The organism is Sphingomonas flavescens (assembly GCF_030866745.1).
GTDB classification, from domain to species: Bacteria; Pseudomonadota; Alphaproteobacteria; order Sphingomonadales; family Sphingomonadaceae; genus Sphingomicrobium; species Sphingomicrobium flavescens.
This window is the reverse complement of the sequence record NZ_CP133016.1, coordinates 1,751,040-1,772,754: the sequence shown is the minus strand read 5'-3', so window position 1 is coordinate 1,772,754 and position 21,715 is coordinate 1,751,040. Positions and strand designations below refer to the sequence as shown.

Sequence of the window (21,715 nt, the reverse complement as noted above, 5' to 3'; positions counted from 1 at the left end):
ACCGATTAGCGGGAAATCGTTCCACGTGGAACATCACTTCCCCAAGCAGAATCGTCCAAACAATTGGTCTAGGACGTTCTCAACTCCCGACTGACCCGTAATCTGCTGAAATGCCGCCCGCGCATCCCGCAAATCCTCGGCCAATATTGGCAAGTCGCGCTGTTCGCCTGCTTCACGCAAGCTATTATGCGCTCTCGCTAGGAGGCTCGCTTGCCGACGATTGAGCGCCACCGCGTCTTCACCTGGCAGCAGCGCGCGGGCCAACTTCAAAACCTCCATTTTCAGTCTATCCAAACCCTGGCCAGTATGCGTGGACACTGGCAACCCAATGGGAGGCTCAACCGGCGCCAGATCAGACTTGGATGCGACGAGTATTTTACGCTTGTGATCAGGAGCAAGATTCGGATCGCCAAGCCATAACAAGACGTCCGCGGCGGCGAGCATCTGTTCGGCTTTCGCAATACCGATCGTCTCGACCGGATCGCTGCTCTCTCTGAGCCCTGCAGTGTCCGTTAGGACGATCGGGACCCCGTCAAGCGACAGCGGTACCTCGATCACGTCACGCGTCGTTCCTGGAACGCTCGCTACGATTGCTCGGTCTTCACCGGCCAATGCATTGATAAGACTAGACTTTCCCGCGTTTGGCGGGCCGGCTACCACGACTCTCAGGCCTTGTTTTAGTGGTTCGACCCGCGGCTGATCGAGCCACGTCGCAAGGTCGGCAGCCAAAAGGCGGCACCCATCGGTGAGCATTGGATCTACGGCTTCATCGTTATCATCATAATCGATCGCGCGCTCCGCCATCGCGGACAGCGCGAGCAGCCGATCCTGCCACTCCGCAATCTGTTTACGCAGACCTCCCTCGACAACCGCCAACGCCGCGCGGCGTTGAGACTGCGTCTCCGCCTCCAGGAGATCGGCTAGCCCCTCGGCTTCGGTCAGATCAACGCGGCCGTTCTCGAATGCCCGGCGCGTGAACTCGCCGGGTACCGCCTCCCGCAGGCCGGGAACCCTGCACAGCGCTTCCACCACGGCATCGACCACCGCGCGCCCGCCGTGACAATGCAGCTCCACGACGTCTTCTCCGGTTGCGCTGGCGGGTCCATCGAAGCGCAAAACCAGCGCCTCATCGAGCAATTCGCTGCTGACCGGATTCCGGATCTCGCGGACGACCGCCATCCTGGCAGCCGGCAAGTTTCCCGCGAGAAGTCTGCCGGCTTCGTGGGCGCGCGATCCGCTTATGCGGATCACCGCGATCCCGGCGGGAGGGCTGCCACTGGAAAGCGCGAAAATCGTCGGCGGCGTTGACCCAACCTTTTCCATGCCAGCGTGACGCTAGCGGGCGGCGGCGCCGGCAACGGCCGGCCAGCCAAGCACTGGCGCGACGTCATGATACCCGTCCCAGATCATCTTCACCGCGACATACAGAATGACGAGCAGACCGACGTAAGCGATCCATCGGTATCGTTCGATGTAACGCGCAATGATGTTCGCCGCGATGCCCATCAACACGACCGCGAAGATCAGCCCCACGATCAGGATACCAGGGTGCTCGCGCGCCGCGCCGGCTACGGCGAGCACGTTGTCGAGGCTCATGCTGACGTCGGCGATCGCCACTCCCCACGCAGCGGCGGCAAAGCTCTTGGCCGCCACCACGCCGGAATGTTCGTCGCCGACGATTTCTTCCGAGCCGGGACTCTCGCCGGAATGGCGAAGCTCGCGCCACATCTTCCAGGCAACCCACAGGAGCAGGATTCCGCCCGCCAGGATCAATCCCACGATCTGCAGGAGTTGCGTGACGACAAGAGCAAAGGCGATGCGCAGCACGAGTGCAGCCAGCACACCGATGAGGATGACCTTGCGGCGCTGGTCGGCCGGAAGGCCGGCAGCCAGCGCGCCGACCACGATTGCATTGTCGCCGGCCAGGACGAGGTCGATCATCAGGACTTGCGCGAAAGCTGCAAGCGCACCCGGTTGATCCAGGCTGGAGAAATCGCGGAGGATCGCGTGCCAGATGTCGGCGGGTCCGCCGAGGCCCGTCCCGCCGCCCTCGGCCGCCAACATCATGAACGTGTCGATCACATCCATTTCCTAGAAGATGCTGAGTGCAACGCCAATGGCCGCGTGCTTGGCTTCAGCCGAGGTGGAGGGCCGATCGCAGGCCAAGCACGTTCTCGCCGCCCACCCAGCCTTCGTAGATCATGTTGACTGCCACCCACAGGATGACGACGAGGCCAATGTAATTGATCCAATGATAGCGATGGATCAGCCGCGCGACGTAATTGGCCGCTAAGCCCATGAACAGAACGGAACAGGTCAGGCCGATGAACAGCAGCGCCGGCTCTTCCCGCGCGATCGAGGCGACGAGCAGGACGTTGTCCAGGCTCATGCTGAGATCGGCGACGGTGATCTGGATGGCGGCCTGCAGGAACGTCTTGGTCCGTGGTGGGCCTTCGATCTCCGGCGTGTCCGGATCGTCGCTGATCACCGGGGTTCGCGGGTGGATTTCACTCCACATATTGTAGGCGACCCACAGCAGCAGCAGACCGCCCGCAAAGACCAGGCCGGTTACCTTGAGCAGCTGGGTGGCGATCACTGCAAAGGTGATCAGGAACACCAGCGCCATGCCGACGCCGAGCAGCAGGACGCGGCGCCGGTCCTTTTCCGGCAGCCCCGACGCCAGCGATCCCATGATGACGACGTTGTCGCCCGCCATGGTGAGATCGCCGACGATGATCTGACCGAGCTTGGACAGCCCGCCCGCGGTCAGCACCGCTCCGAAATCGAGCGTCGGGAAGCCGATCATGCGACGCTTACTGGTTCATCGAAGCGAAGAAATCCTCGTTCGACTTGGCGTCCTTCATCTTGTCGAGGAGGAACTGCATCGCGTCGACCGTGCCCATCTGCATCAGGATACGGCGCAGGACCCACATCTTGGTGAGGGTGCCCTGTTCGACTAGCAGCTCTTCCTTGCGGGTGCCGGACTTGCCGACATCCAGCGACGGGAAGATGCGCTTGTCGGCGACCTTACGGTCGAGCACGATTTCGCTGTTACCGGTGCCCTTGAACTCTTCGAAGATGACCTCGTCCATCTTTGAGCCGGTGTCGATCAGCGCGGTGGCGATGATGGAGAGCGAGCCGCCCTCCTCGATGTTGCGCGCGGCGCCGAAGAAGCGCTTGGGACGCTGCAGCGCATTGGCATCCACACCGCCGGTCAGCACCTTGCCGGAGCTCGGCACCACCGTGTTGTAGGCGCGGCCGAGGCGGGTGATGGAATCGAGCAGGATGACGACATCCTTCTTGTGCTCGACCAGGCGCTTGGCCTTTTCGATCACCATCTCGGCGACCTGGACGTGGCGCTGCGCGGGCTCGTCGAAGGTCGAGGAAATGACCTCGCCGTTGACCGAGCGCTGCATGTCGGTGACTTCTTCCGGCCGCTCGTCGATCAGCAGCACGATCAGGATCACTTCTGGATTGTTGTCGGTGATCGCCCGCGCGATGTTCTGCAGCAACACGGTCTTACCCGTGCGCGGCGGCGCGACGATCAGCGCGCGCTGGCCCTTGCCGAGCGGTGAGACGATGTCGATCACCCGCGCCGACTTGTCCTTGATGGTCGGGTCTAGCGTATCGAGCTTGAGCTTCTCATCAGGATAGAGCGGCGTCAGGTTGTCGAAGTTGACGCGGTGGCGAACCTGATCCGGATCGTCGAAGTTGATCGACGAAACGCGAGTCAGTGCGAAATAGCGCTCGCCTTCCTTGGGGCCACGAATTTCACCCTCGACCGTGTCGCCGGTGCGCAGGCCAAAGCGTCGGACGACCGACGGCGCGACGTAGATGTCGTCCGGCCCGGCCAGATAATTGGCCTCGGGCGAGCGGAGGAAGCCGAAACCGTCGTTCAGCACCTCGATGGTGCCGGCGCCCATGATTTCGACGCCATTCTCGGCCTGAACCTTCAGGATTGAGAACATGAGGTCCTGTTTGCGCAAGGTCGATGCGCCCTCAACACCCATTTCCTCGGCCATCGCGACCAGGTCAGCGGGTGTTTTCTTCTTCAAGTCTTTCAAATGCATAGTTTTATTCTTCTGTCTGGGATTGGGTGCTCGAGCTTCGCAAACATGGTCGAAAGCCGGATGCGGCAGGACGCCGCGAGCGGTCAGGAAACGGAGCCGACGGGTATGAAAACTGGCCGGAGCCGCTGGGACTCGCGGTATGTCTGCACCGCGAGCCTGTCAATCAGCGCCGCATCGGCGTGCGCCGAAGCGATTAGAACGGCCGGACGATTACCAGAACGACGATCAGCGCCGCCGCAATGCCGGGAATCTCGTTGAGCATCCGCACCGTCTTGCCCGACAGTGGCCGCTCGCCACGGGCCAGCTTCTTGCCATAGGCACCCAGCCAGCCCTGATAGCCACTGAGCGCGATGACCAGCAGCAACTTGACGTGGAACCAGCCCTCGCTCCAGGCGCCGACGTTGAAAGCCAGCATCAGACCAAGGATCCAGACGATGGCAATCGCCGGCGTCAGGATGATCTTCCGGATCCGCGTCTCGCGTTCGATCCAGGCCCGATCCTCGGGAGAACCGAGCGTCGTTTCCTGGTGATAGACATAGAAGCGCGGCAGCATGAACAGCCCGGCCATCCAGAAGATAACGAACGTCAGATGCCCGGCTTTGACCCACGGATAAGCGGCACCAAGGAAACCGACGTAGTCGTTCACTTGTCCCCCTTAACCAGCGCGATCAGCTGTTCGACATTGGCAATCGGCGTATCCTGCAGGATGCCGTGCCCGAGATTGAAGATGTGAGGACGGTCGGCGAATGCGTCAAGGACTCGGCGGACGGCCGAGTTCAATTCTTCACCGCCGGCGATCAGTGCGAGCGGATCGAGATTGCCCTGGACTGCCACAGCTTGCGGTAATTCGGTCGCTGCCCACACAGGGTCGACCGTTTCATCGACCCCGATGGCATCAGCGCCGACTTCCCGCGCATAGGCCGGCAGCTTGCCACCTGCGCCCTTTGGAAAGCCGATGATCGGCGTGTCCGGGTGGAGCCCTTTCAGGGCAGCGATGATGCGCGCGGTGGGCGCAACAACCCAGCGCTCGAATTGCGCGGGCGAAAGGCTGCCTGCCCAGCTGTCGAACAGCTGCAGCGCTTCTGCGCCGGCCTCGACCTGCTTCGACAGATATTCGATGGTGAGCGCCTCGATCCTTTGGATGATCGCGCCGAAGCGGCCAGGATCGGCGTAGGCCAGCCGCCGCGCTTCGGCCTGATCGCGGCTACCCTGTCCGGCGACCATGTAGGTCGCGACGGTCCATGGACTGCCGGCGAAGCCGATGAGCGTCTTCGACGGCTCGAGCGCCGCTTTGACGCGCGCAACGGTGTCGTAGATCGGATCCAGACGGTCCGGCTGGGCAGCGAGGTCATCCAGCGCGGCCTCGACCAGCGGCGGGCTCAGCCGCGGGCCTTCCCCGGCAATGAAGGTCAGATCCTGCCCGATCGCATAAGGGACGATCAGGATGTCGGAGAACAGGATCGCCGCATCGAGTTGCGGGAAGCGCCTGAGCGGCTGAAGCGTGATCTCCGCCGCAGCTTCAGGTTCATAAACGAGATTCAAGAAACTGCCCTTCTCCGCCCGCAGCGCGCGATACTCGGGCAGGTAGCGTCCCGCCTGCCGCATCATCCACATCGGCGCAGGGTCGCGTCGCTCGCCGCGAAGCACGGCAAGCAGAGGCTTATCGACGAGCATTTCCGGAAGACCGGAGGGCCTGAAAGCCACCCTTCTTCTCTCCCTTATATATTTTAGAATCTATTAGATGATGATGTTGGGCACTGGGCAGCGGGGTTTAGGCGCGGCTCCCGAAATTGCCAACAAGCGCGCAATGGCAACGCTCTCGGCGGAATCACGAGTCGCGGCGATTCCACCCCATGATTCACAGTCTGGGGATGGATTTTGTCCCCGTGGATGAATGTGCGAATTGCGGCAGCAGTTTGGGGAATAATTGGCTGGTTGAGCTCGTCCCCACCCTCGCGCTAGCCTTGGCAACGCGCTTTTCCACAAGGTTGTTCGAGTGACCCTGATCTTAGCTTCGACCAGCGCTATTCGCCGCCAAATGCTCGATGCCGCGGGCGTCGACTATTCCGCCCTAAAGCCGGACGTCGATGAAGATATGGTTAAGGCACGGCTGTCGGACGAGCGGGAGATTGCGTCTGAGCTGGCCGCGGCGAAAGCGCTCTCCATCGCGGGCGAATGGGTGATCGGCAGCGATAGCGTCGTCACCGTCGACGGCAGGCTGTTCGACAAGCCGCGCGATCGCACCGACGCCGTCGAGCATCTGCGCTTCTTCTCCGGTCAGCCGATGGAGCTGACGAGTGCCGTTGCGCTGGCCCATAATGGTGAAGTCGCCTGGCAGCATGCAGAGACGGCGCGACTAAATGTCCGGCCGCTGTCCGAGCAATTCATCGCGGAATATCTGGACGCGGAGTGGCCCGAAGTGGGTTATACCGTCGGCGTGTTCCGGCTGGAGGGCCGCGGCGTGCAATTGTTCGACAGCATCGACGGCAATCATTTCACGATTCTCGGGATGCCGCTGCTTCCGCTGCTCGGTGCCCTACGCGAACAGGGACTGCTGACATCATGATCAAGGTCGCGCTCACCGGTTCGATCGGCATGGGCAAGTCGACAGTCGCCGCGATGTTCGCGGGCACCGGCGTGCCGGTGTTCGATGCGGACGCCGTCGTGCGCGTGCTGCAGGCGCCGGGTGGCAAGCTGGTCGAGAAGATCGGCGCGTTGTTTCCAGGATGCGTCCGCGCGGGCACGCTGGATCGCGAGTGTCTAGCGGAAATCGTTCTGTCCGATCGCACAAAGCTCACCCAGCTTGAGCAGATCGTTCATCCCGCCGTCCAGGAAGCCCGCGAACGCTTCATCGTCGAACACGCTGCCTCACCCGCCCTGATATTCGAGATCCCGTTGTTGTTCGAAACCCGCGGCGAAAGCGCGTTCGACAAGATCATCGTCGTTTCCGCGCCGGCCGATGTGCAGCGCGCGCGGGTACTTCGGCGGGCCGGAATGACGGCTGACAAATTGGATGCAATTCTCGCCCGGCAGATGCCTGACGCAGAGAAACGGGCCCGCGCCGACTTCGTCGTCGATACGGGCACCGACCTATCCACAACAGAAGCGCAAGTGCGTGAAATCCTTGCTTGTCTCGGAGTCGCTGGCAGCTAGATTCCGCCCATGCGCGAGATCGTATTCGATACCGAAACCACCGGGCTTAACCCGGCGACGGGCGACCGCATGGTCGAGATCGGGTGTATCGAGATCGTCAATCGCGTTGAGACCGGCCGCACCTTCCACGCTTATTTCAATCCCGATCGGGACATGCCGTTTGAGGCGCAGGAAGTGCACGGCCTCAGCAGCCTGTTTCTGTCCGACAAGCCGCGTTTCTCCGAGACGGTAGATGAGCTCTTGGAATTTATCGGTGACGCGCCCCTCGTCGCGCATAACGCTGGCTTCGACTTCGGCTTCCTCAACAACGAACTTCATCTGTGCGGGCGCTCGTCCATCGCGATGAACCGCATGGTCGATACGCTCGCGCTGGCGCGAACCAAGCATCCTGGCGCCAAGCACAGTCTCGACGCGCTGTGCATGCGCTTCGGCATCGATCGTAGCCACCGCGTCAAGCACGGCGCGCTGCTCGACGCACAATTGCTCGCCCAGGTTTACGTCGAGCTCACCGGCGGGCGTCAGATCGGCCTTGGTCTTGTCGCCGATTCCGGGACGGTCGCGGTGGCGCAGTCGGCGGGTCCGGTGACGACACGTGAACCGCGTCCAGCGCGTCTTCACGCAGCCTTGCCCGAGGAACTAGAGCGCCATCGCGCGTTTATTGCCAAGCTGGTCAATCCGCTCTGGGAGCGCCTTCTCCCCGCCGGTTGACGCGGGGTTCGGCGCGGTCCTAAGCGCGCCATCGAAGGAGCAGGCAAAGTGGACGTTAGGGTCGCCGGGCACCAGGTCGACACCGGAGATTCGCTGCGGGAGCATGCGCAGCGCCGGGTCGCGGACATCACCGAAAAGTATTTTTCGCGCTCAGTTGGCGCCAACGTCACCTTTGGCCGTGGGCCCAACAACGACTTCACCTGCGACATCGTCGCGCCTGTCGTTCAGGGCGTCGTTCTGAAAGCATCCCACAGCGCGCGCGAGGCCGAGATGGCCTTCAACGGCGCCGCCGACCGAATCGAAAAGCAGCTTCGCCGCTACGCTCGCCGACTCAAGGATCACAAGGTTGACGAAGCGGCCCAGGCCTATGTCGAGAATGCGGGATACACGGTATTTTCAGGAACGGCCGATGACGAGCCGAAGGCCGATAATCCCGCGATCGTCGCGGAATCGAGGGTCGATATTCCGGAATCGAGCGTGTCCGACGCGGTCATGCTGATGGACCTTCGAAATACGACTGCCTTGCTGTTCAAGAACAGCAAAAGCGGTGAGCTCAACATGATCTACCGTCGCGACGACGGGAACATCGGTTGGGTCGAGCCGGGCAAATAATCTTAATCTCTGTCACGCGGCCAAGGTGCGACCGGTCGCACCTTCCAAGAGTTGCTGTCCCTTATGCATCTTGCAGATTTCCTGGACACGGACGCAATCAAAACCGCGCTTCCTGGCGGAAACAAACGTTCGTTGATGAAGCAATTGGCCGATCTCGCGGGTCAACGGCTCGAGATTGAGCCGTCGGTCGTCCTCGCGGGGCTCAATGAACGGGAGCAGCTTGGCTCGACCGGCTTCGGGCAGGGCGTCGCCATTCCGCACGCGAAGATCGATGGCCTGACCAAGATCTACGGACTCTTCGCGCGTCTAAACGATCCAGTCGCCTATAAAGCGATCGACGGCCGGCCAGTCGATCTGGTCTTCCTCCTGCTTTCGCCGCCCGACGCCGGGGCCGAGCATCTGAAGGCGCTGGCAGCCGTAAGCCGCGTAACCCGCGATGCTGCGACACTCGAACGATTGCGCGGTGCGCGGAGCCGGGATGCGCTGGTCGCGGTGCTGGTCGGTGCCGATGAGCGGGACGCCGCCTGAGCGACGATCGCCTCCCCACCCACCTCGAGGTCGCCGCGCTCATGCGCCGCATAACGGCGGAGGGCGGCTTCGCAACGGTGCTCCGGAAGGGCGATGCGGATCGCGGCTCAATCATGCTGGCTATCGCCAGCCGCGGCGAGCACCACGCGCTACTGGAACGCTTTCTCTCGTTGGATGGCGCTTACCGGTGGCAGCATGTCGGCCCGTCCGAATCGCGGGGTTCCGCGGAAATCGCTGATTTCCTCGCGCGCCGCGCACGCTCCGACCCCGATTCATGGTTAATTGAGCTAGATATCGCGAACCCCGAACGATTCATCGCTGAAACGACCGCGATGGGTTGATTACGCTCGGCAAGGCTGAAATCTCGGGGCTAACGAAAAGAGCGGGGGGCATTTCGTGAGCATCCAGTTGCTCCAAATGCCACGCAAGACGGGGAATCAAGACGGTCGCCAGCGGTAGTATTCGCACAGTGTATTGGCGCACCCATTCGAGATTCACCGCATAATAAACGGTTCTAATGTTGGCTTCTGTTCGCTCAGCGCTGCTGATGATTGCGGCGCTCACCGCGACTGTTATTGCTCCGGCCAAAGCCGGACCTTCCGGGGAGCCGCTGCTCCCGGTGACTAGCGCGACCCTTCCAAAGGTCGTTACGCCCGATCTGCTCGACCCCAAGGCCGAGCCAACCCTTTCCCAGCCGAGTGCCGCTGCTTCTGAAGAGCAAGCCGAAGAGGCTGAGCCCGCAGTAGCGACGACGGCTTCGCTTGCCGACATGGTCGGCCAGCTGCGCAATTCGAACGCCGGATCTCGCGAACTCGAATGCCTGGCGACCGGCATCTATTTTGAATCCAAGAGCGAGCCGCTCGCTGGCCAGTTGGCCGTTGGGCAGGTCATCGCCAATCGTACTGATAGCCACGGGCGTTTCCCGAGCAGCTACTGCGGCGTCCTGTTCCAGCGTGGCCAGTTCTCGTTCGTGCACGGAAGCCGCCTGCCGGGCGTTCCCCGGACGAGCCGCCAGTGGCAGACCGCCGTGGCAATCGCGAAAATTGTTGACCGCGACCTTAAGGAATCGGCCGCGGGAGACGCGCTGTTCTTCCACGCTCGCTACGTTTCGCCAGGCTGGCGCATGAAGCGCGTGGCGTCGATCGGGAACCACGTCTTCTACCGTTAATCGGAGATAGAATTTGCGTGCAGCGGGCGAGCTTCGGCTCGCCCGCTTTCTTTTTGGCCACGATTTGTTCTACTGCACGACGATGGCTAGTCAGCCCGATTCTCTCTGCTTTGCCGACGCGCCGCCAGTTGCCGTCGATGTCGCGCGCGGCGTAACGCGCCTCTTCTGCCGGCATGATCTTTTCGCGGTGTGCGAGGTCCCTCTTCCCAATGGCCGCCGGGCCGACCTCATGGCGATCGACGGCAAGGGATGGCTGACCATCGTGGAGATCAAGGTCGCCAAGGCCGACCTCCTCGGTGACAACAAGTGGACCGATTACCTCGATTATTGCGATCGCTTCTTCTGGGCCGTTCCGGCGAACCTAGCGCCGTTCCTCGACCAGGAGCGCTATCTGCCAGGCGACGCCGGTCTGATTGTTGCGGATCGCTATGACGCGGCGATTGTTCGCGAGGCGTCGTCACGCCCACTTGCGCCCGCGCGACGCAAGGCTGAATTGCTACGCTTCGCGCGGAGAGCTGCCCGGCGCCTGGCGGTGCAGGTCGACCCCTCGCTTGGCGAACTTACTTAGCGGCCGCGCTTCCTGCCTTCGGCTTGCTCGTCTCGATCAGTTTCAGGATTTCCCGCGAACGATTGTCGCGGGTTGCGTAGTCGCGTGCGGAATAGCCCGCGACGGCATCGCTCCGGTCCGGATTAGCTCCGGCTTTCAGCAATTGCCGGACGATCGGCAGATTCCGCTGCTGCACGGCGATGATCAGCGGGGTCTCGCCGCTTCGATTGGTCCCATCGACCCTCGCGCCTTCGGCGAGAAGCCATTCGACCGCCCGCTCGAATCCGACCTTCGCCGCCGCGATGAGAGGTGTGTCACCGTTCCGGCCGGCAAGGTTCGGATCCGCGCCCTTGCCCAGCAGGAAGCCGGTCCACTGGTCATCGCCGCGATTGATGGCGATCAGCAGACCCGTGTCGCCGCCATCGCCCTTGGTGTCGACAAACCCGCGCGGATGGCTCTCGAGCATGGAAGTCGCGGTGTTCCCGTCGCGCTTTTTCACGGCTTCGATGAATTGATATCCGTCGGAGCCGATTGACTGCCCGATAGCCGGCGTCCCGGCGAACGAGGCCAGAGCGAAAGCAAAAACCAGTTTTTTCACGATGTTATGCCTCAACCACCCGCTTGATTGGCGGCGCTTAGCAGAGCAAGGCTCGCCTTGTCATGAACGGCGACACGCCCTTTTGGGAGAAACCCCTTTCGACCCTCGATCGCGGCCAGTGGGAGGCGCTGTGCGACGGTTGTGGCCGGTGTTGCGTGCACAAACTGGAGGACGAGGAGACGGGGCTGCTGTACGCGACCAATGTCGCCTGCAAGCTGCTCGATCGCCGCAATGGTCTGTGTCTGGACTACAAAAATCGAAAAAAGCTGGTGGCGGATTGCGTTCGGCTGGACCGGAAGAAGCTTAGCGGGCTGGATTGGCTGCCTTCGACCTGCGCCTATCGTCTTCGCGCGGCAGGCGAGCCGCTCCCGGAATGGCACTACTTGATTTCCGGCAGCCGCGAGACTGTCCACCAAGCCGGCCAGTCGACGCGCGGCTGGACCGTCAGTGAGGATGACGCGGGCGAGCTTGAATATCATGTGGTCAACCGGGCTCTCTGAAGCGGCGCTCGAAGCCGCGCTGCCGGCGCCGATCGAGATCCGGCCTTTGCGAACAGCGCGTAGGCTGCGCCTTCGGTTCGACGAAGCGAGCGGAACGCTCAGGCTAACCTGCCCGGCGCGGACGAGCCGCCGCAAGGCGTTAGCTTGGGTCCTGGATCAGCGGGATTGGATCGAAGCGCAACTTGCCCGGTCGCAACCGCCGGAGCCGTTCATCAACGGGAGCTCGTTCCCGCTCGAAGGACGTGAAGTCCAAATCGAGTGGAAGCCGGATCATCCCCGAAGCCCAAGGCTGGTCGGGAATGCGCTTCAGGTCGGCGGTCCTGAAACCGGGCTATCTCGCCGCATCGAGCTGTTTCTGAAAATGCGAAGTCTTGACGTCATGTCGACCGAAGTCGCCGAATATGCCCGGGCGGCTGGCGTATCGTCGACGCGGGTCACTGTCGGCGATGCCGGCACCCGCTGGGGAAGCTGCTCATCGGCCGGTCGGATACGGCTCAGTTGGCGACTGATTATGGCGCCCCCTAACGTGCGCCGGTTCGTGGTGGCCCATGAGGTCGCGCACCTCGTCCACCTTGACCACAGTGCCCGCTTCAAGGCTCTGGAGGCTAAGCTTTACGGTCCCGGCCTCGCCGCGGCGAAGTCGGAGCTACGCCGCGTCGGGCCGAGGTTGAAGCGGATCGGGCGGCGGCGCTGAATCCGGCTGCGGCTGACGCGGCGGCGGATATTGCGGCTGGCGCGGCGGGGGATAGGGCTGCCGCTGCGGCGGTTGCTGCTGTTGTGGCGGAAACGCCTGATCGAGCTCCTGCTGGGTCGGATCGCCCGTGCCGTCCGGCCTGACCATCGGCTGGGTCGGCGGATAATTTTGATCCGACGGCTGGGCCGGGGTCCCGATCGGCATACCATTCTCGTCGACCATGGGCGCCATGCCATTGGCGTCGATCGCCTGGTCACCGAACGTCTCCTCCTCGGGCGTCAGCTGCCAGTCGGGCAGCGGCACCTGGGTCTCGAATTGTTCGACGGGGCGATTGGCGACTGCAACGCTCATGAAATCATGGAACGCCCGAGCGGGGGCGGTGCCGCCCTGAAGGTTGCCGACCGTGCGCGCATCGTCGCGGCCCATCCACACGCCGGTGGTCAGCCCGCTCGAAAAGCCAATGAACCAGCCGTCCTTGTTTGATGACGTGGTTCCTGTCTTGCCGGCGACCGGGCGGCCGATCTGCGCGGCGCGGCCGGTTCCGGAAAGGACGGCCGATTGAAGCAGGTCCGTCATCTCGGCTGCGACCCACGGCGCGACAAGCACGCGCTCTTCGTCCGCCTCATGCTGGTAGAGCATCCGCCCGTCGGCAGTGACCACCCGTCGGATACCGTATGGCGTCACCGCAACGCCCTTGTTCTGAACCGACGCAAAGGCACGGGTCATGTCGATCAATCGCACTTCGCTCGAACCCAGGACCATCGCGGGATAGGTCGAGATCGTCGAGGTGATTCCGAAGCGGCGCGCCATGTCCGCGATCGTCGAGAAGCCCACTTGCGCACCGATCTTGGCACTGATCGTGTTGATCGATCGCGAGAAAGCTTCGCGCAGCGTCACCGGACCAAGGTTCGTCCGTGTGGAGTTGCGCGGCGTCCAGCCGTCAATCGTCACGGGTTCGTCAACGATCGTGTCTGTCGGCTTCATGCCGCTTTCGAGGGCGGCCAAGTACACGAACAGCTTGAACGCCGACCCCGGCTGCCGCTGCGCCTGCGTCGCGCGGTTGTAGATTGAAGCAACATAGTCCTTGCCGCCAACCATCGCGCGGACAGCGCCGTCGCGATCGATAGCGACCAGCGCGCCCTGCGTTCCCTGCGGCGCATTGGCGCGGATCGCCTTGTCGGCGGCTTGCTGCATGCCCGGATCCAGGGTGGTCCAGACATCGATCGGTTCGTTCGTCTCGTCGATGAGCGTATCGAGCTGCGGAAGCGCCCAATCCGTGAAGTAGCGTACGCTATTCTCGTTGGTCGTCTGCTGGATGCGGACGCTCGCAGGGTCGACGTGCGCCGCCGTTTCGGGCGTTATGAACCCATTTTTTGCCATCGTCCGCAATACCACGCTGGATCGCGCACGCGCAGCTTCGACGTCGGCCGAAGGCGAGTAGTTGGACGGGGCCTTGACGAGCCCGGCGATGATCGCCGCTTCCCCCAGGCTCAGGTGGTCGGCGCCGTGACCGAAGAATTTCCGCGACGCAGCGTCGATGCCGTAGGCGCCACCACCGAAATATACCCGGTTCAGGTACAATTCGAGGATCTGATCTTTCGAGAACTTTCGCTCGATCGCCAGCGCGAGGATCGCTTCCTTCACCTTGCGGCCGTAGCTTCGGTTGTTGGTCAGGAAGATATTGCGCGCCAGCTGCTGCGTGATCGTCGATGTGGCGCTGACCCGTTTGCCTTTCGAAACCGCCGACACGACCGCGCGTCCGATGCCGATGGGATCGACGCCGATGTGGCTCCGGAAACGGCGGTCCTCCGTAGAGATCATCGCTGCGCGCATCTCCGCCGGAATGCGGTCGTAGGGCAGCCACTGGCCGAAGCTGGGTCCGATCGAAACCAGGACCTGGCCGTTGGCTGCCCGAACACGGATCATCTGGCCAAGGTCGTTGCGCTTGGTCAGCTCGCCGTAGCTCGGGAGATAGGCCGCAGCCACTGCGACAGCGACGATGAGCGCTAGGAGACCGAGGACCACCGCATAGACCAAGGCGGTCAGAACGGTTCTAAAGGTCGAGCGTCCCGACGAGGTCTTTGAGCGAGCCATTGGCGCCTTGGATTAGAAAGCTGTTGCCACGCCGACAATAGGCGGATGCAGAAGGTTAGCCCGGCCTTAACCCTGTCTTAGCCAGTGCGCCTTACAGCAGCGTCAGGATGAACATTGTCTATCGTCTCGCGATCCTCGCCCTGCTGCCGCTGCTTTGCCTTCTGCAGGCCGGCCGCGTCGAGGCGCAGTGCCGCTTATGCTCCCAGCCGGTCACGGCGGAAACGGCGCCCAATGACGAAAATGACGATCTCCAACTTCAGATCGAAACAAACCTGACGTTCGATCGACTAATTCTTTCTGGCGCAGGAGTTGGCGCAGTCAATCTTCGTCCGACCGGGGGTACCGACAGGGAAGGCATCGTGGCGGCGATGGGGCCGCGTTCAATGGTCGGGACCGTCCTCGTGCATGGCGGTCCCAATCGCGCAGTGCGGATCGAGATGCCGCGTCGTATCGAATTGCGCTCGCTTGGCGGTGGGCAGCTGACGGTCGACGACGTGGCCAGCGATGCGCCGGCGGCGCCGCGTCTGGATGCGGCCGGGAACCTGACTTTTCGATTTGGCGGCCGATTACTCGTCTCGGGCGATGTAGACGGTCAGTATCGCGGCGACTTGCCGATCACCGTCGAATATCAGTGAATTCGCTAACGGCGCTTTAACCATAAGCTTGAGCGAAGACGTAAGTCGATCTGGTTAATGCAGTCTACACGATGATTGCGCTCGGCAGTCATGGCTCGGTCGAATTGGGGGACTATGCGAAAGCTCGCTGCAGCATTTACCGGACTGGCATCTATCATGGTGCCCGCATCGCCAGCGGCGGCTGTCAGTCCGCCGACGCAGGCGACGGCAACGGCGCGGATCCTGCGACCCTTGTCGATCACGGCCGAGCAGAACCTCGATTTCGGGACAATCGTACTGACGGGGTCGAGCTTCACCGGCCAGGTCGTAAGTATCAGCCAGGCCGGCGCGGTGACCTGCGGCACCAATCCCGGCGTAATTCTGACCTGCAGCGGAACGACGCTCGCGGCGCAATTCCGCTTGATCGGCACCAACAACGCGATCGTGAAAATCACCTCGCCCGGATTCAACCTGACCGGCCCCGGGACGCTGGCATTCACGCCCAACTTCCCGGCCACCGTGAACCTCGGCGCCAATGGCGCCAGTACCGGCACCGTTTTCTCGATCGGCGGATCGATCACCCTGGCCTCGACGACCCCAGACGGCGTCTACACCGGCACCTTCCTGGTGACCGCCGACTATCAATAAACCGCCGTTAGCGGCTTGAACGCAAAGTGGGGGAAGAGGCCGGGCGATGCGCGGCCTCTTTTCATATCTGACGTTGTCAGGATGTGGTTGAGAAAACTTCAACCATTTTGGTTTAGTCCTGTCGCAACATTTGTCGCGGGAAGATCGGCCGCTTGCGCTCAGTCTCCATGATTACTGCTCTGACCGTGGCTGTCGGCTTGGTTGCCGCGATCGCCGGCCCGCGTCCGGCGACCGCCGCTACCGTGACAGCCTCGGTCAACGCGAGTGCCAGCAAGCCTTTGCTACTATCGATGTTGCAGGATCTCGACCTGGGTACGGTCACGCTCGGCCCGGGTGTGTGGAGCAACGCGACAGTCAGCCTTTCGCAGGCAGGCGTGCTGACCTGCTCCTCGGCCAACATCATCTGCAGCGGCGCAACGTTGGTCGCTCAATATAACGTGCAGGGGTCCAACCAGCAGGTCGTCCGGATCAGCGTTCCCAACGTGACGCTCGTCAATCAGAGTGATTCGACGAAGACCCTGGTTCTCACCACGGACAAGCCCGCAAGCGTGACATTGACGAACTCCGGTGCGCCCGGAACGGATTTCTCCATCGGGGGGTCGGTCACGCTCAGCTCGACGACGACCGTCGGCACCTACGCTGGGACGTTCAACGTCACCGCGGATTATCAGTAAGCCTCAACACTCATGGTTGACCGAATATAAACCATTACGGACCAAAGTGACGGCGATCGCTTCCTGACTGGAAGCACAAGTGGGGATCGCTGAACATGTCTAAATGGACCTCGTCCATTCTCGCTGCTGCTTTGGGTGCGGCAATCATCACCGTTCCAACCACGGCCCAGGCGGGCGTCGGCGATCTGCTCGTGGCGCCGACGCGGATCGTGCTGGACGGACGCAAGGGTGCCGAACTGGTGCTCAACAACATCGGCGACGACGCCGCGACCTATCGGATCTCCGTCGAATTCCGGCGCATGAACGAAAAGGGCGAGATCAACGACGTCGCCACGCCGACCGCCGCCGAGAAGCTCGCCGAGGACATGATCGTTTATGCACCGCGCAAGGTGACGCTGGCGCCGCACGAACCGCAGGCTATCCGCATCGCCGGGCGTCCCGCGTCGGGGATCGCGGACGGCGAATATCGCGTGCACTTGCTATTCCGCGCCATTCCACCGGCGACGCCGGTTGCTGAACCGGCTGAAAAGCCCAAGGGCGTCCAGTTCAAGCTAACGCCGGTGTACGGGGTCACCATTCCTGTCATCGTCCGCCTCGGTAATCTCCAAGCCACGGCGGGCATCGCGGACGTCAAGCTCGAGAAGAACGGCGGAGCGGAGGCGGTTGGGCTTGAGCTGACCCGGGCAGGTTCCCGTTCGACCTTTGGCGAAGTTCGCGTGATGAAGGCTGGGATTAAGGATCCCATCGCAATTCAGCGCGGCGTCGCGGTCTACACGGAAATCAACCAGCGCCATGTCAGCATTCCGGTGCAGGCCGCCTATTTCGGGAAGGTAGCCGGCCCGGTCACCGTCGAATATCGCGAGACGACCGACGACGGATCGAACCTGATCGCGTCGACACAGGCGGTCCTGCGCTAGGAGGATCGGCGGGGCAGGGTCACGCTTATGAGCGGCGGCCGCGAGTGGCTGCGCAAGGTGGCAATGCTGCTGGCGCTCGGCGCTGGCAGCCTTGCCGCGTCTGCGACAGAATTGCCCGGCGCCAAGTCCGCTGCGACCTGGAAGGCAGATCCCGACGAACAGTTCATTCTCGACGTCAACGTCCGCGCCCTGCGTCTCGGCGACACGGTACGCGCGTACAATGCCCCGGAAGGGACATGTGTCGTCTTAGGCGACTTTCTCACCGCGCTCGACGTCCCGATGCGGATCGACCTCACCGCCAAGAAGGCCAGCGGCTGGGCCTTCAAGGAAAGCAACCGCATCACCATCGATTATGCCGCGATGCGCGCGAGCTATCCCGCGCACAAATCGGAGCCGATCGCTCCGGGGACCATCCACGAAACGCCTGACGGGTGGTGCGTTCAGACAAGCGCCCTGGCAACCTGGTTCGGGGTCGGCATCAAACCCATGACATCCGGCTCGGTTCTCCTGCTCCAGTCGGAGGAAAAGCTTCCGGTCGAGCTGGCGATGGAGCGCGAACAGCGGGCAGCGCGGATCCACGAGGCTACGTTCGACCTGAAGGCACTTCCGCAGGTCCGCGTACCCTACCGCATGTGGCGCACGCCCGCCCTCGACTTCGTCGTCAGCGGAGGCCTTACCTACCGCGCCAACGACGGCGTCAAGGTCGATCGCCAATCCTCGATCTACGCCGCCGGCGAAATTGCACGCATGTCTTACGATGCGCAGGTGACAACCAACGAACGGGGCAAACCCAACCTGCTCCGCCTGCGCGCCTTCCGGTCCGATCCGGACGGCGGTTTGCTCGGGCCGCTCAAGGCCACCCATCTGGGCTTTGGCGACGTCGAGGGCTTCGACAGCAGCCTGACCGGCTTGGCGGTCGCGGGCCGCGGCGCGGTGGTCACCAATCGCCCACTGACTGCGCGGACGGCGTTCGATCGTACCCGCATCGAAGGCGACCTTCCCACGGGGTGGGAGGCCGAGCTGTACCGCAACGGGGAACTGCTGGGTTTTGCCAAGTCCGACGGATCGCAGCGCTACGTCTTCGACGATGTTCAGCTCCTTTACGGCGAGAACCGAATTCGCGTCGTGCTCTATGGTCCTCAAGGCCAGGTGAAAGAGCGCGAAGACCTACTCAATGTCGGCCAGGACAATATTCCCAAGGGCAAGACTTGGTATTGGCTCGGTGCCAATCAGCCCGGCAAGGACCTGATAACCCTGGAAAAGCCGCCTGATGCGACGGGAACGCCGCGTGCGCAGGCAGCGGTCTCGGTCGAACATGGTCTCGACACGCGCACGTCCGTGGGCGTGCTGGCGCGCGCGATGCTGATCGATGACCAGCGCGTGACCTTCGTCGAAGGTTCGGTTCGCCGCTCGATCGCAGGGGCGATGGTCGAAGTTAGTGCCGCACAGGAATCGAACGGCGGCAAGGCGGCGCACGCGCAAATCTTGGGCAAGGTTCGCGGCGTTTACATCAACGCCGATGCCTTAATCGCGAATGATTTTCATTTGCGCGGCGGCCAGGCGCAGACTGTAAAGGAGGGCCGGCTCGCGCTTGATATTCCCATGAAGCTGGGCAAGACCTTCGTGCCCCTGCATGGCGAGGTTCACTATACCGACCGTCCGGACGGCTCGAGTACGCTCGAGGCGGCCGGACGGCTCTCGGCCAGCATCGACAGCTTCAACCTCAGCGCCGACCTTCGCTATCGCCAGGATTATCGGTCACTAGGCGTCAGGCCGCCCTCGGAAGTCAGGCTGGGCCTGATCGGAAGCGGCCGGATCGGCGAAGTACGGCTGCGTGGGCAGGCCGATTTTGACGTCAGGCCCGGCAGCCGCTTCCGCGGCGCCGACCTGTCGGCCTATTGGTCGGCAAGCGAACGCAGCGACTGGGAAGGCGGCCTTGCCTATGACGGCATCGAGCATCGCGCGCGCGCGCGCCTTACGCACGTCATGCGGCTCGACACCTTTGCTCTGTCACTAACTGGAGAGGCTGCGAGCGACGGCTCGGTCGCGGCGGGCTTCAACCTCAATTTCTCGCTCGACCCACGAAACGGCTTTACGCTTTCCCGGCGCACCTTGGCCGAAGGCGGGATGGTGCACGCAACGGTATTCCGCGACCTTAATGACAATGGCGTCCGTGACGCCGGTGAGCCGCTTGAGAAGGGCGTGCTGATCACGACCGGCGCACGCCAGGGCGAACGCAAGACGGATGCTCGCGGCTCGGTGACGGTTGGCGGCCTGACCCCGTACATGCCGGTTCCCGTCGGTCTCGATTCAACCAGCCTCGAAGATCCCATGCTGGTCCCAAAGAAGCCGATCCAGGTCGTGGTTCCGCGTCCCGGCGTATCGGCTGATGTCCAGATCGCGCTTGTTGGCGGTGGCGACATCGAGGGCGCGCTAATCAAGAATGGCGAGCAGGGCTTTGAGGGCGTCGACATGGAATTGGTCGACCCTTCGGGTAAGACGGTCGATACCGCGCGTACCGATTTCGATGGTTTCTTTTTGTTCGAACGAGTGGCTTACGGACGCTACACGCTGCGAGTCAGCGCCTCGTCTGCCGCAGCTGCCAAGATTGCGCGGGAATTGGGCGTCGAACTCAAGGTCAGTCCCGAAAAACCGATCGTGCGCCTCGGCGCGATCCACGCCCGGCTTCCCAATCGCTTCGCCTCTGCAGAAATGCCGGAGCCCGCCACGCCTTAAGGTGGCGGCCCCATTGGTGCGGTCGAGAAGACTCGAACTTCCACGGCCTTTCGGCCACAGCGACCTCAACGCTGCGCGTCTACCAGTTCCGCCACGACCGCACGCCATGGAATTGTTCGCCCGAAGAACGCGGGCGCTGGCAAGGCGCGGCCCCTAGCAAAGGCATCCGAAGGGCGCAATGCCGCCGCGCGCACGGCAATTAGCTCCACTTTGGCACAAAGGTTAAAGCGGCATTTACCATTGTACGGCCAGCGCGTTAGGCAATGACGATGCTGCTTCTTGCCACTGCCCTTGCGACCAGTGCGGCGCCAATTCCGGCGCAGGCGGCACGCGCGCAGGCCACGGCCATGATCCGCGTCGTCAGGGCTGTTCGACTGCGTCTCGATGGCGCCCCGCACTCGGAAGTGCCGCGGCCGCGAACGGCGCTCGTCCACGGCGGCGACGGCATGCTCGTCACCGCAAAACTCATTGAATTCGAATGATTTAGCCTAAGCCTGTGGATCGCCCAGGCTGATCGTCAATTCGTCGCCGCCAGGCGGCACGTTCACTTCGGCGCTATTGAAGCTCGCGCTTGCGCCCGCGGGTAGCGAGCGCGTGGGTGGAGCGATTGTCCAGCTGTAGACCACCTTGCCGCCCCGGCTGCGAAGCTGCGCCTGTAATGGCGGGACCGCTTGCTCCTTGCCCGTGGGATTGATGACGCGGCCAGTCACCGTCAGCAGTTCGTTCCCACTTTCCAGCTTCTGCCGATCCATGTGGGTGGTGACCAGCGCGAGTGGACTGTCGGCGCCATCGGCGAGCCCGAGCTTGGCCTTGTACTCCGCTGGCGCGAAGAACCAGAACAGCGCGGCGGCAGCGATGACGAGGATGATCAGCAACAGGACGGTCAGCAGCGGTCCACGGCGACGCGGCTCGTCTGTTGTTCGGCCAGCAAAAGGCGTGAAATCGTCTGTTGGCACAGCTTCCGCATGCGGAGGCTCGCGCCAGTCATCTTGCACTGCGGCCTGATCAAGCACCTCTTGCGGCGGATGCGGCGGATCAGAAACACCCGCAGCACCACTACTCGCCGCATCGATTTCCGGCCCCGGCGCGACGGCCGCTCCATTCTCGATAACCGCTTCTTCGTACGCCCGCTGCTCGGCTTCCGGCCCGCTCCGCGGCTCGATCAGCGTTGCTTCGGCCAAACTCTCCTCGGGCTCATCCGCAGCGTCGATTGGATCCGCTTCGGTTGCGTCCTGATCGACGACCTGCTCCTCGGCCGGCTTCAGTTCCGCGACTGCGGCCTGACCCGGCTGATCGTCGGGATATTGGTGCCAACTATGTTTGCACGCGGCGCAGCGTACCTGTCGGCCTTCCGGCGGAATGGCGCCGTCCTTGACCACATATTGCGTGCCGCAATCGGGACAGGTCAGGATCATTGCTGCAAAAGCCCTCTTTCGAGACGGTGAGCGCACGGT

At 62.8% G+C, this 21,715-nt stretch carries 25 protein-coding genes and 1 tRNA gene; 16 read left to right on the top strand and 10 right to left on the bottom strand.

Annotated features, from left to right (window positions below; all coding sequences use genetic code 11):
- Positions 1–33: 33 nt before the first annotated feature.
- The 6 genes from mnmE to hemE form a co-directional block, all read right to left on the bottom strand.
- The gene (mnmE, locus tag QU596_RS09120) at positions 34–1,323 is read right to left on the bottom strand and encodes a tRNA uridine-5-carboxymethylaminomethyl(34) synthesis GTPase MnmE (RefSeq protein ID WP_308515152.1); all 1,290 of its coding nucleotides are present in this window, start codon (positions 1,321–1,323) and stop codon (positions 34–36) included.
- Positions 1,324–1,335: 12 nt separating this feature from the next.
- On the bottom strand, positions 1,336–2,064 hold the full coding sequence (locus QU596_RS09115; protein ID WP_420030973.1) for a YjbE family putative metal transport protein: 729 nt from the start codon (positions 2,062–2,064) through the stop codon (positions 1,336–1,338).
- 70 nt (positions 2,065–2,134) lie between these two features.
- Positions 2,135–2,806, bottom strand: a complete 672-nt coding sequence (locus QU596_RS09110) for a YjbE family putative metal transport protein (protein WP_308515151.1) — start codon at positions 2,804–2,806, stop codon at positions 2,135–2,137.
- Between the two features lie 7 nt (positions 2,807–2,813).
- On the bottom strand, positions 2,814–4,070 hold the full coding sequence (rho, locus tag QU596_RS09105; RefSeq protein ID WP_308515150.1) for a transcription termination factor Rho: 1,257 nt from the start codon (positions 4,068–4,070) through the stop codon (positions 2,814–2,816).
- 193 nt (positions 4,071–4,263) lie between these two features.
- The gene (locus QU596_RS09100; RefSeq protein WP_308515149.1) at positions 4,264–4,716 is read right to left on the bottom strand and encodes a CopD family protein; all 453 of its coding nucleotides are present in this window, start codon (positions 4,714–4,716) and stop codon (positions 4,264–4,266) included.
- Entirely contained in the window at positions 4,713–5,744 is a 1,032-nt protein-coding gene (gene hemE, locus QU596_RS09095; protein WP_308517968.1) for a uroporphyrinogen decarboxylase, read from the bottom strand. The genes QU596_RS09100 and hemE overlap by 4 nt, the downstream gene beginning before the upstream one ends.
- A gap of 322 nt (positions 5,745–6,066) precedes the next feature.
- Between hemE and QU596_RS09090 the strand changes: the two genes are divergently transcribed.
- The 8 genes from QU596_RS09090 (at position 6,067) to QU596_RS09055 (ending at position 10,807) form a co-directional block, all read left to right on the top strand.
- Positions 6,067–6,636 (top strand): nucleoside triphosphate pyrophosphatase, encoded by a 570-nt coding sequence (locus tag QU596_RS09090; protein WP_308515147.1) that lies wholly within the window; start codon positions 6,067–6,069, stop codon positions 6,634–6,636.
- The gene (coaE, locus tag QU596_RS09085; protein WP_308515146.1) at positions 6,633–7,223 is read left to right on the top strand and encodes a dephospho-CoA kinase; all 591 of its coding nucleotides are present in this window, start codon (positions 6,633–6,635) and stop codon (positions 7,221–7,223) included. The genes QU596_RS09090 and coaE overlap by 4 nt, the downstream gene beginning before the upstream one ends.
- 9 nt (positions 7,224–7,232) lie before the next feature.
- Complete coding sequence (dnaQ, locus tag QU596_RS09080) at positions 7,233–7,931, top strand: DNA polymerase III subunit epsilon (protein ID WP_308515144.1); 699 nt, start codon at positions 7,233–7,235, stop codon at positions 7,929–7,931.
- A 48-nt stretch (positions 7,932–7,979) separates the two neighbouring features.
- On the top strand, positions 7,980–8,543 hold the full coding sequence (hpf, locus tag QU596_RS09075) for a ribosome hibernation-promoting factor, HPF/YfiA family (protein ID WP_308515142.1): 564 nt from the start codon (positions 7,980–7,982) through the stop codon (positions 8,541–8,543).
- Between the two features lie 135 nt (positions 8,544–8,678).
- On the top strand, positions 8,679–9,071 hold the full coding sequence (locus tag QU596_RS09070; RefSeq protein ID WP_420030907.1) for a PTS sugar transporter subunit IIA: 393 nt from the start codon (positions 8,679–8,681) through the stop codon (positions 9,069–9,071).
- A 41-nt stretch (positions 9,072–9,112) separates the two neighbouring features.
- Complete coding sequence (locus QU596_RS09065; RefSeq protein ID WP_420030906.1) at positions 9,113–9,412, top strand: DUF1491 family protein; 300 nt, start codon at positions 9,113–9,115, stop codon at positions 9,410–9,412.
- 176 nt (positions 9,413–9,588) lie between these two features.
- Complete coding sequence (locus QU596_RS09060) at positions 9,589–10,239, top strand: cell wall hydrolase (RefSeq protein ID WP_308515139.1); 651 nt, start codon at positions 9,589–9,591, stop codon at positions 10,237–10,239.
- A gap of 82 nt (positions 10,240–10,321) precedes the next feature.
- Positions 10,322–10,807, top strand: coding sequence for an MmcB family DNA repair protein (locus QU596_RS09055; protein ID WP_308515137.1), 486 nt, complete (start codon positions 10,322–10,324; stop codon positions 10,805–10,807).
- On the opposite strand, the gene QU596_RS09050 is transcribed toward QU596_RS09055, so the two are convergent.
- On the bottom strand, positions 10,800–11,384 hold the full coding sequence (locus QU596_RS09050) for an ankyrin repeat domain-containing protein (RefSeq protein ID WP_308515135.1): 585 nt from the start codon (positions 11,382–11,384) through the stop codon (positions 10,800–10,802). The genes QU596_RS09055 and QU596_RS09050 overlap by 8 nt on opposite strands.
- Positions 11,385–11,446: 62 nt before the next feature.
- Between QU596_RS09050 and QU596_RS09045 the strand changes: the two genes are divergently transcribed.
- Both QU596_RS09045 and QU596_RS09040 read left to right on the top strand, forming a co-directional pair.
- Positions 11,447–11,884, top strand: a complete 438-nt coding sequence (locus tag QU596_RS09045; protein WP_308515133.1) for a YcgN family cysteine cluster protein — start codon at positions 11,447–11,449, stop codon at positions 11,882–11,884.
- The gene (locus QU596_RS09040; RefSeq protein ID WP_308515131.1) at positions 11,862–12,578 is read left to right on the top strand and encodes a M48 family metallopeptidase; all 717 of its coding nucleotides are present in this window, start codon (positions 11,862–11,864) and stop codon (positions 12,576–12,578) included. Before QU596_RS09045 ends, QU596_RS09040 begins: the two co-directional genes overlap by 23 nt.
- On the opposite strand, the gene QU596_RS09035 is transcribed toward QU596_RS09040, so the two are convergent.
- Positions 12,531–14,672: a transglycosylase domain-containing protein gene (locus QU596_RS09035; RefSeq protein ID WP_308515129.1), complete on the bottom strand. Its 2,142-nt coding sequence runs from the start codon at positions 14,670–14,672 to the stop codon at positions 12,531–12,533. The genes QU596_RS09040 and QU596_RS09035 overlap by 48 nt on opposite strands.
- A gap of 107 nt (positions 14,673–14,779) precedes the next feature.
- On the opposite strand from QU596_RS09035, the gene QU596_RS09030 reads away from it, so the two are divergent.
- The 5 genes from QU596_RS09030 to QU596_RS09010 all read left to right on the top strand — a co-directional run bounded on the left by QU596_RS09030 (position 14,780) and on the right by QU596_RS09010 (position 20,261).
- Positions 14,780–15,307 (top strand): DUF4402 domain-containing protein, encoded by a 528-nt coding sequence (locus QU596_RS09030; protein ID WP_308515127.1) that lies wholly within the window; start codon positions 14,780–14,782, stop codon positions 15,305–15,307.
- A 156-nt stretch (positions 15,308–15,463) separates the two neighbouring features.
- Positions 15,464–15,934, top strand: a complete 471-nt coding sequence (locus QU596_RS09025) for a DUF4402 domain-containing protein (protein ID WP_308515125.1) — start codon at positions 15,464–15,466, stop codon at positions 15,932–15,934.
- Between the two features lie 167 nt (positions 15,935–16,101).
- Entirely contained in the window at positions 16,102–16,608 is a 507-nt protein-coding gene (locus tag QU596_RS09020) for a DUF4402 domain-containing protein (protein ID WP_308515123.1), read from the top strand.
- A gap of 95 nt (positions 16,609–16,703) precedes the next feature.
- Complete coding sequence (locus QU596_RS09015) at positions 16,704–17,525, top strand: fimbrial biogenesis chaperone (protein ID WP_308515121.1); 822 nt, start codon at positions 16,704–16,706, stop codon at positions 17,523–17,525.
- Positions 17,526–17,552: 27 nt separating this feature from the next.
- Entirely contained in the window at positions 17,553–20,261 is a 2,709-nt protein-coding gene (locus QU596_RS09010) for an MSCRAMM family protein (RefSeq protein ID WP_308515119.1), read from the top strand.
- Positions 20,262–20,275: 14 nt separating this feature from the next.
- Here the strand turns inward: QU596_RS09010 and QU596_RS09005 are convergent.
- Positions 20,276–20,362: transfer RNA gene (locus tag QU596_RS09005), tRNA-Leu, on the bottom strand.
- Positions 20,363–20,530: 168 nt separating this feature from the next.
- Here QU596_RS09005 and QU596_RS09000 point away from each other — a divergent pair.
- Complete coding sequence (locus tag QU596_RS09000; protein WP_308515117.1) at positions 20,531–20,743, top strand: hypothetical protein; 213 nt, start codon at positions 20,531–20,533, stop codon at positions 20,741–20,743.
- 6 nt (positions 20,744–20,749) lie between these two features.
- Here the strand turns inward: QU596_RS09000 and QU596_RS08995 are convergent, their stop codons facing one another.
- The gene (locus QU596_RS08995) at positions 20,750–21,676 is read right to left on the bottom strand and encodes a zinc-ribbon domain-containing protein (protein WP_308515116.1); all 927 of its coding nucleotides are present in this window, start codon (positions 21,674–21,676) and stop codon (positions 20,750–20,752) included.
- Between the last annotated feature and the right edge of the window lie 39 nt (positions 21,677–21,715).

Excerpts from the sequence above, each read along its gene's own strand:
- mnmE (WP_308515152.1), bottom strand. The coding sequence starts at position 1,323 with ATGGAAAAGGTTGGGTCAACGCCGCCGACGATTTTCGCGCTTTCCAGT.
- QU596_RS09115 (WP_420030973.1), bottom strand. The coding sequence starts at position 2,064 with ATGTTGGCGGCCGAGGGCGGCGGGACGGGCCTCGGCGGACCCGCCGAC.
- QU596_RS09110 (WP_308515151.1), bottom strand. The coding sequence starts at position 2,806 with ATGATCGGCTTCCCGACGCTCGATTTCGGAGCGGTGCTGACCGCGGGC.
- rho (WP_308515150.1), bottom strand. The coding sequence starts at position 4,070 with ATGCATTTGAAAGACTTGAAGAAGAAAACACCCGCTGACCTGGTCGCG.
- hemE (WP_308517968.1), bottom strand. The coding sequence starts at position 5,744 with ATGCTCGTCGATAAGCCTCTGCTTGCCGTGCTTCGCGGCGAGCGACGC.
- coaE (WP_308515146.1), top strand. The coding sequence starts at position 6,633 with ATGATCAAGGTCGCGCTCACCGGTTCGATCGGCATGGGCAAGTCGACA.
- dnaQ (WP_308515144.1), top strand. The coding sequence starts at position 7,233 with ATGCGCGAGATCGTATTCGATACCGAAACCACCGGGCTTAACCCGGCG.
- QU596_RS09070 (WP_420030907.1), top strand. The coding sequence starts at position 8,679 with ATGAAGCAATTGGCCGATCTCGCGGGTCAACGGCTCGAGATTGAGCCG.
- QU596_RS09065 (WP_420030906.1), top strand. The coding sequence starts at position 9,113 with ATGCGCCGCATAACGGCGGAGGGCGGCTTCGCAACGGTGCTCCGGAAG.
- QU596_RS09060 (WP_308515139.1), top strand. The coding sequence starts at position 9,589 with ATGTTGGCTTCTGTTCGCTCAGCGCTGCTGATGATTGCGGCGCTCACC.
- QU596_RS09055 (WP_308515137.1), top strand. The coding sequence starts at position 10,322 with ATGGCTAGTCAGCCCGATTCTCTCTGCTTTGCCGACGCGCCGCCAGTT.
- QU596_RS09045 (WP_308515133.1), top strand. The coding sequence starts at position 11,447 with ATGAACGGCGACACGCCCTTTTGGGAGAAACCCCTTTCGACCCTCGAT.
- QU596_RS09040 (WP_308515131.1), top strand. The coding sequence starts at position 11,862 with ATGTGGTCAACCGGGCTCTCTGAAGCGGCGCTCGAAGCCGCGCTGCCG.
- QU596_RS09035 (WP_308515129.1), bottom strand. The coding sequence starts at position 14,672 with ATGGCTCGCTCAAAGACCTCGTCGGGACGCTCGACCTTTAGAACCGTT.
- QU596_RS09030 (WP_308515127.1), top strand. The coding sequence starts at position 14,780 with ATGAACATTGTCTATCGTCTCGCGATCCTCGCCCTGCTGCCGCTGCTT.
- QU596_RS09025 (WP_308515125.1), top strand. The coding sequence starts at position 15,464 with ATGGTGCCCGCATCGCCAGCGGCGGCTGTCAGTCCGCCGACGCAGGCG.
- QU596_RS09020 (WP_308515123.1), top strand. The coding sequence starts at position 16,102 with ATGATTACTGCTCTGACCGTGGCTGTCGGCTTGGTTGCCGCGATCGCC.
- QU596_RS09015 (WP_308515121.1), top strand. The coding sequence starts at position 16,704 with ATGTCTAAATGGACCTCGTCCATTCTCGCTGCTGCTTTGGGTGCGGCA.
- QU596_RS09010 (WP_308515119.1), top strand. The coding sequence starts at position 17,553 with ATGAGCGGCGGCCGCGAGTGGCTGCGCAAGGTGGCAATGCTGCTGGCG.
- QU596_RS09000 (WP_308515117.1), top strand. The coding sequence starts at position 20,531 with ATGCTGCTTCTTGCCACTGCCCTTGCGACCAGTGCGGCGCCAATTCCG.
- QU596_RS08995 (WP_308515116.1), bottom strand. The coding sequence starts at position 21,676 with ATGATCCTGACCTGTCCCGATTGCGGCACGCAATATGTGGTCAAGGAC.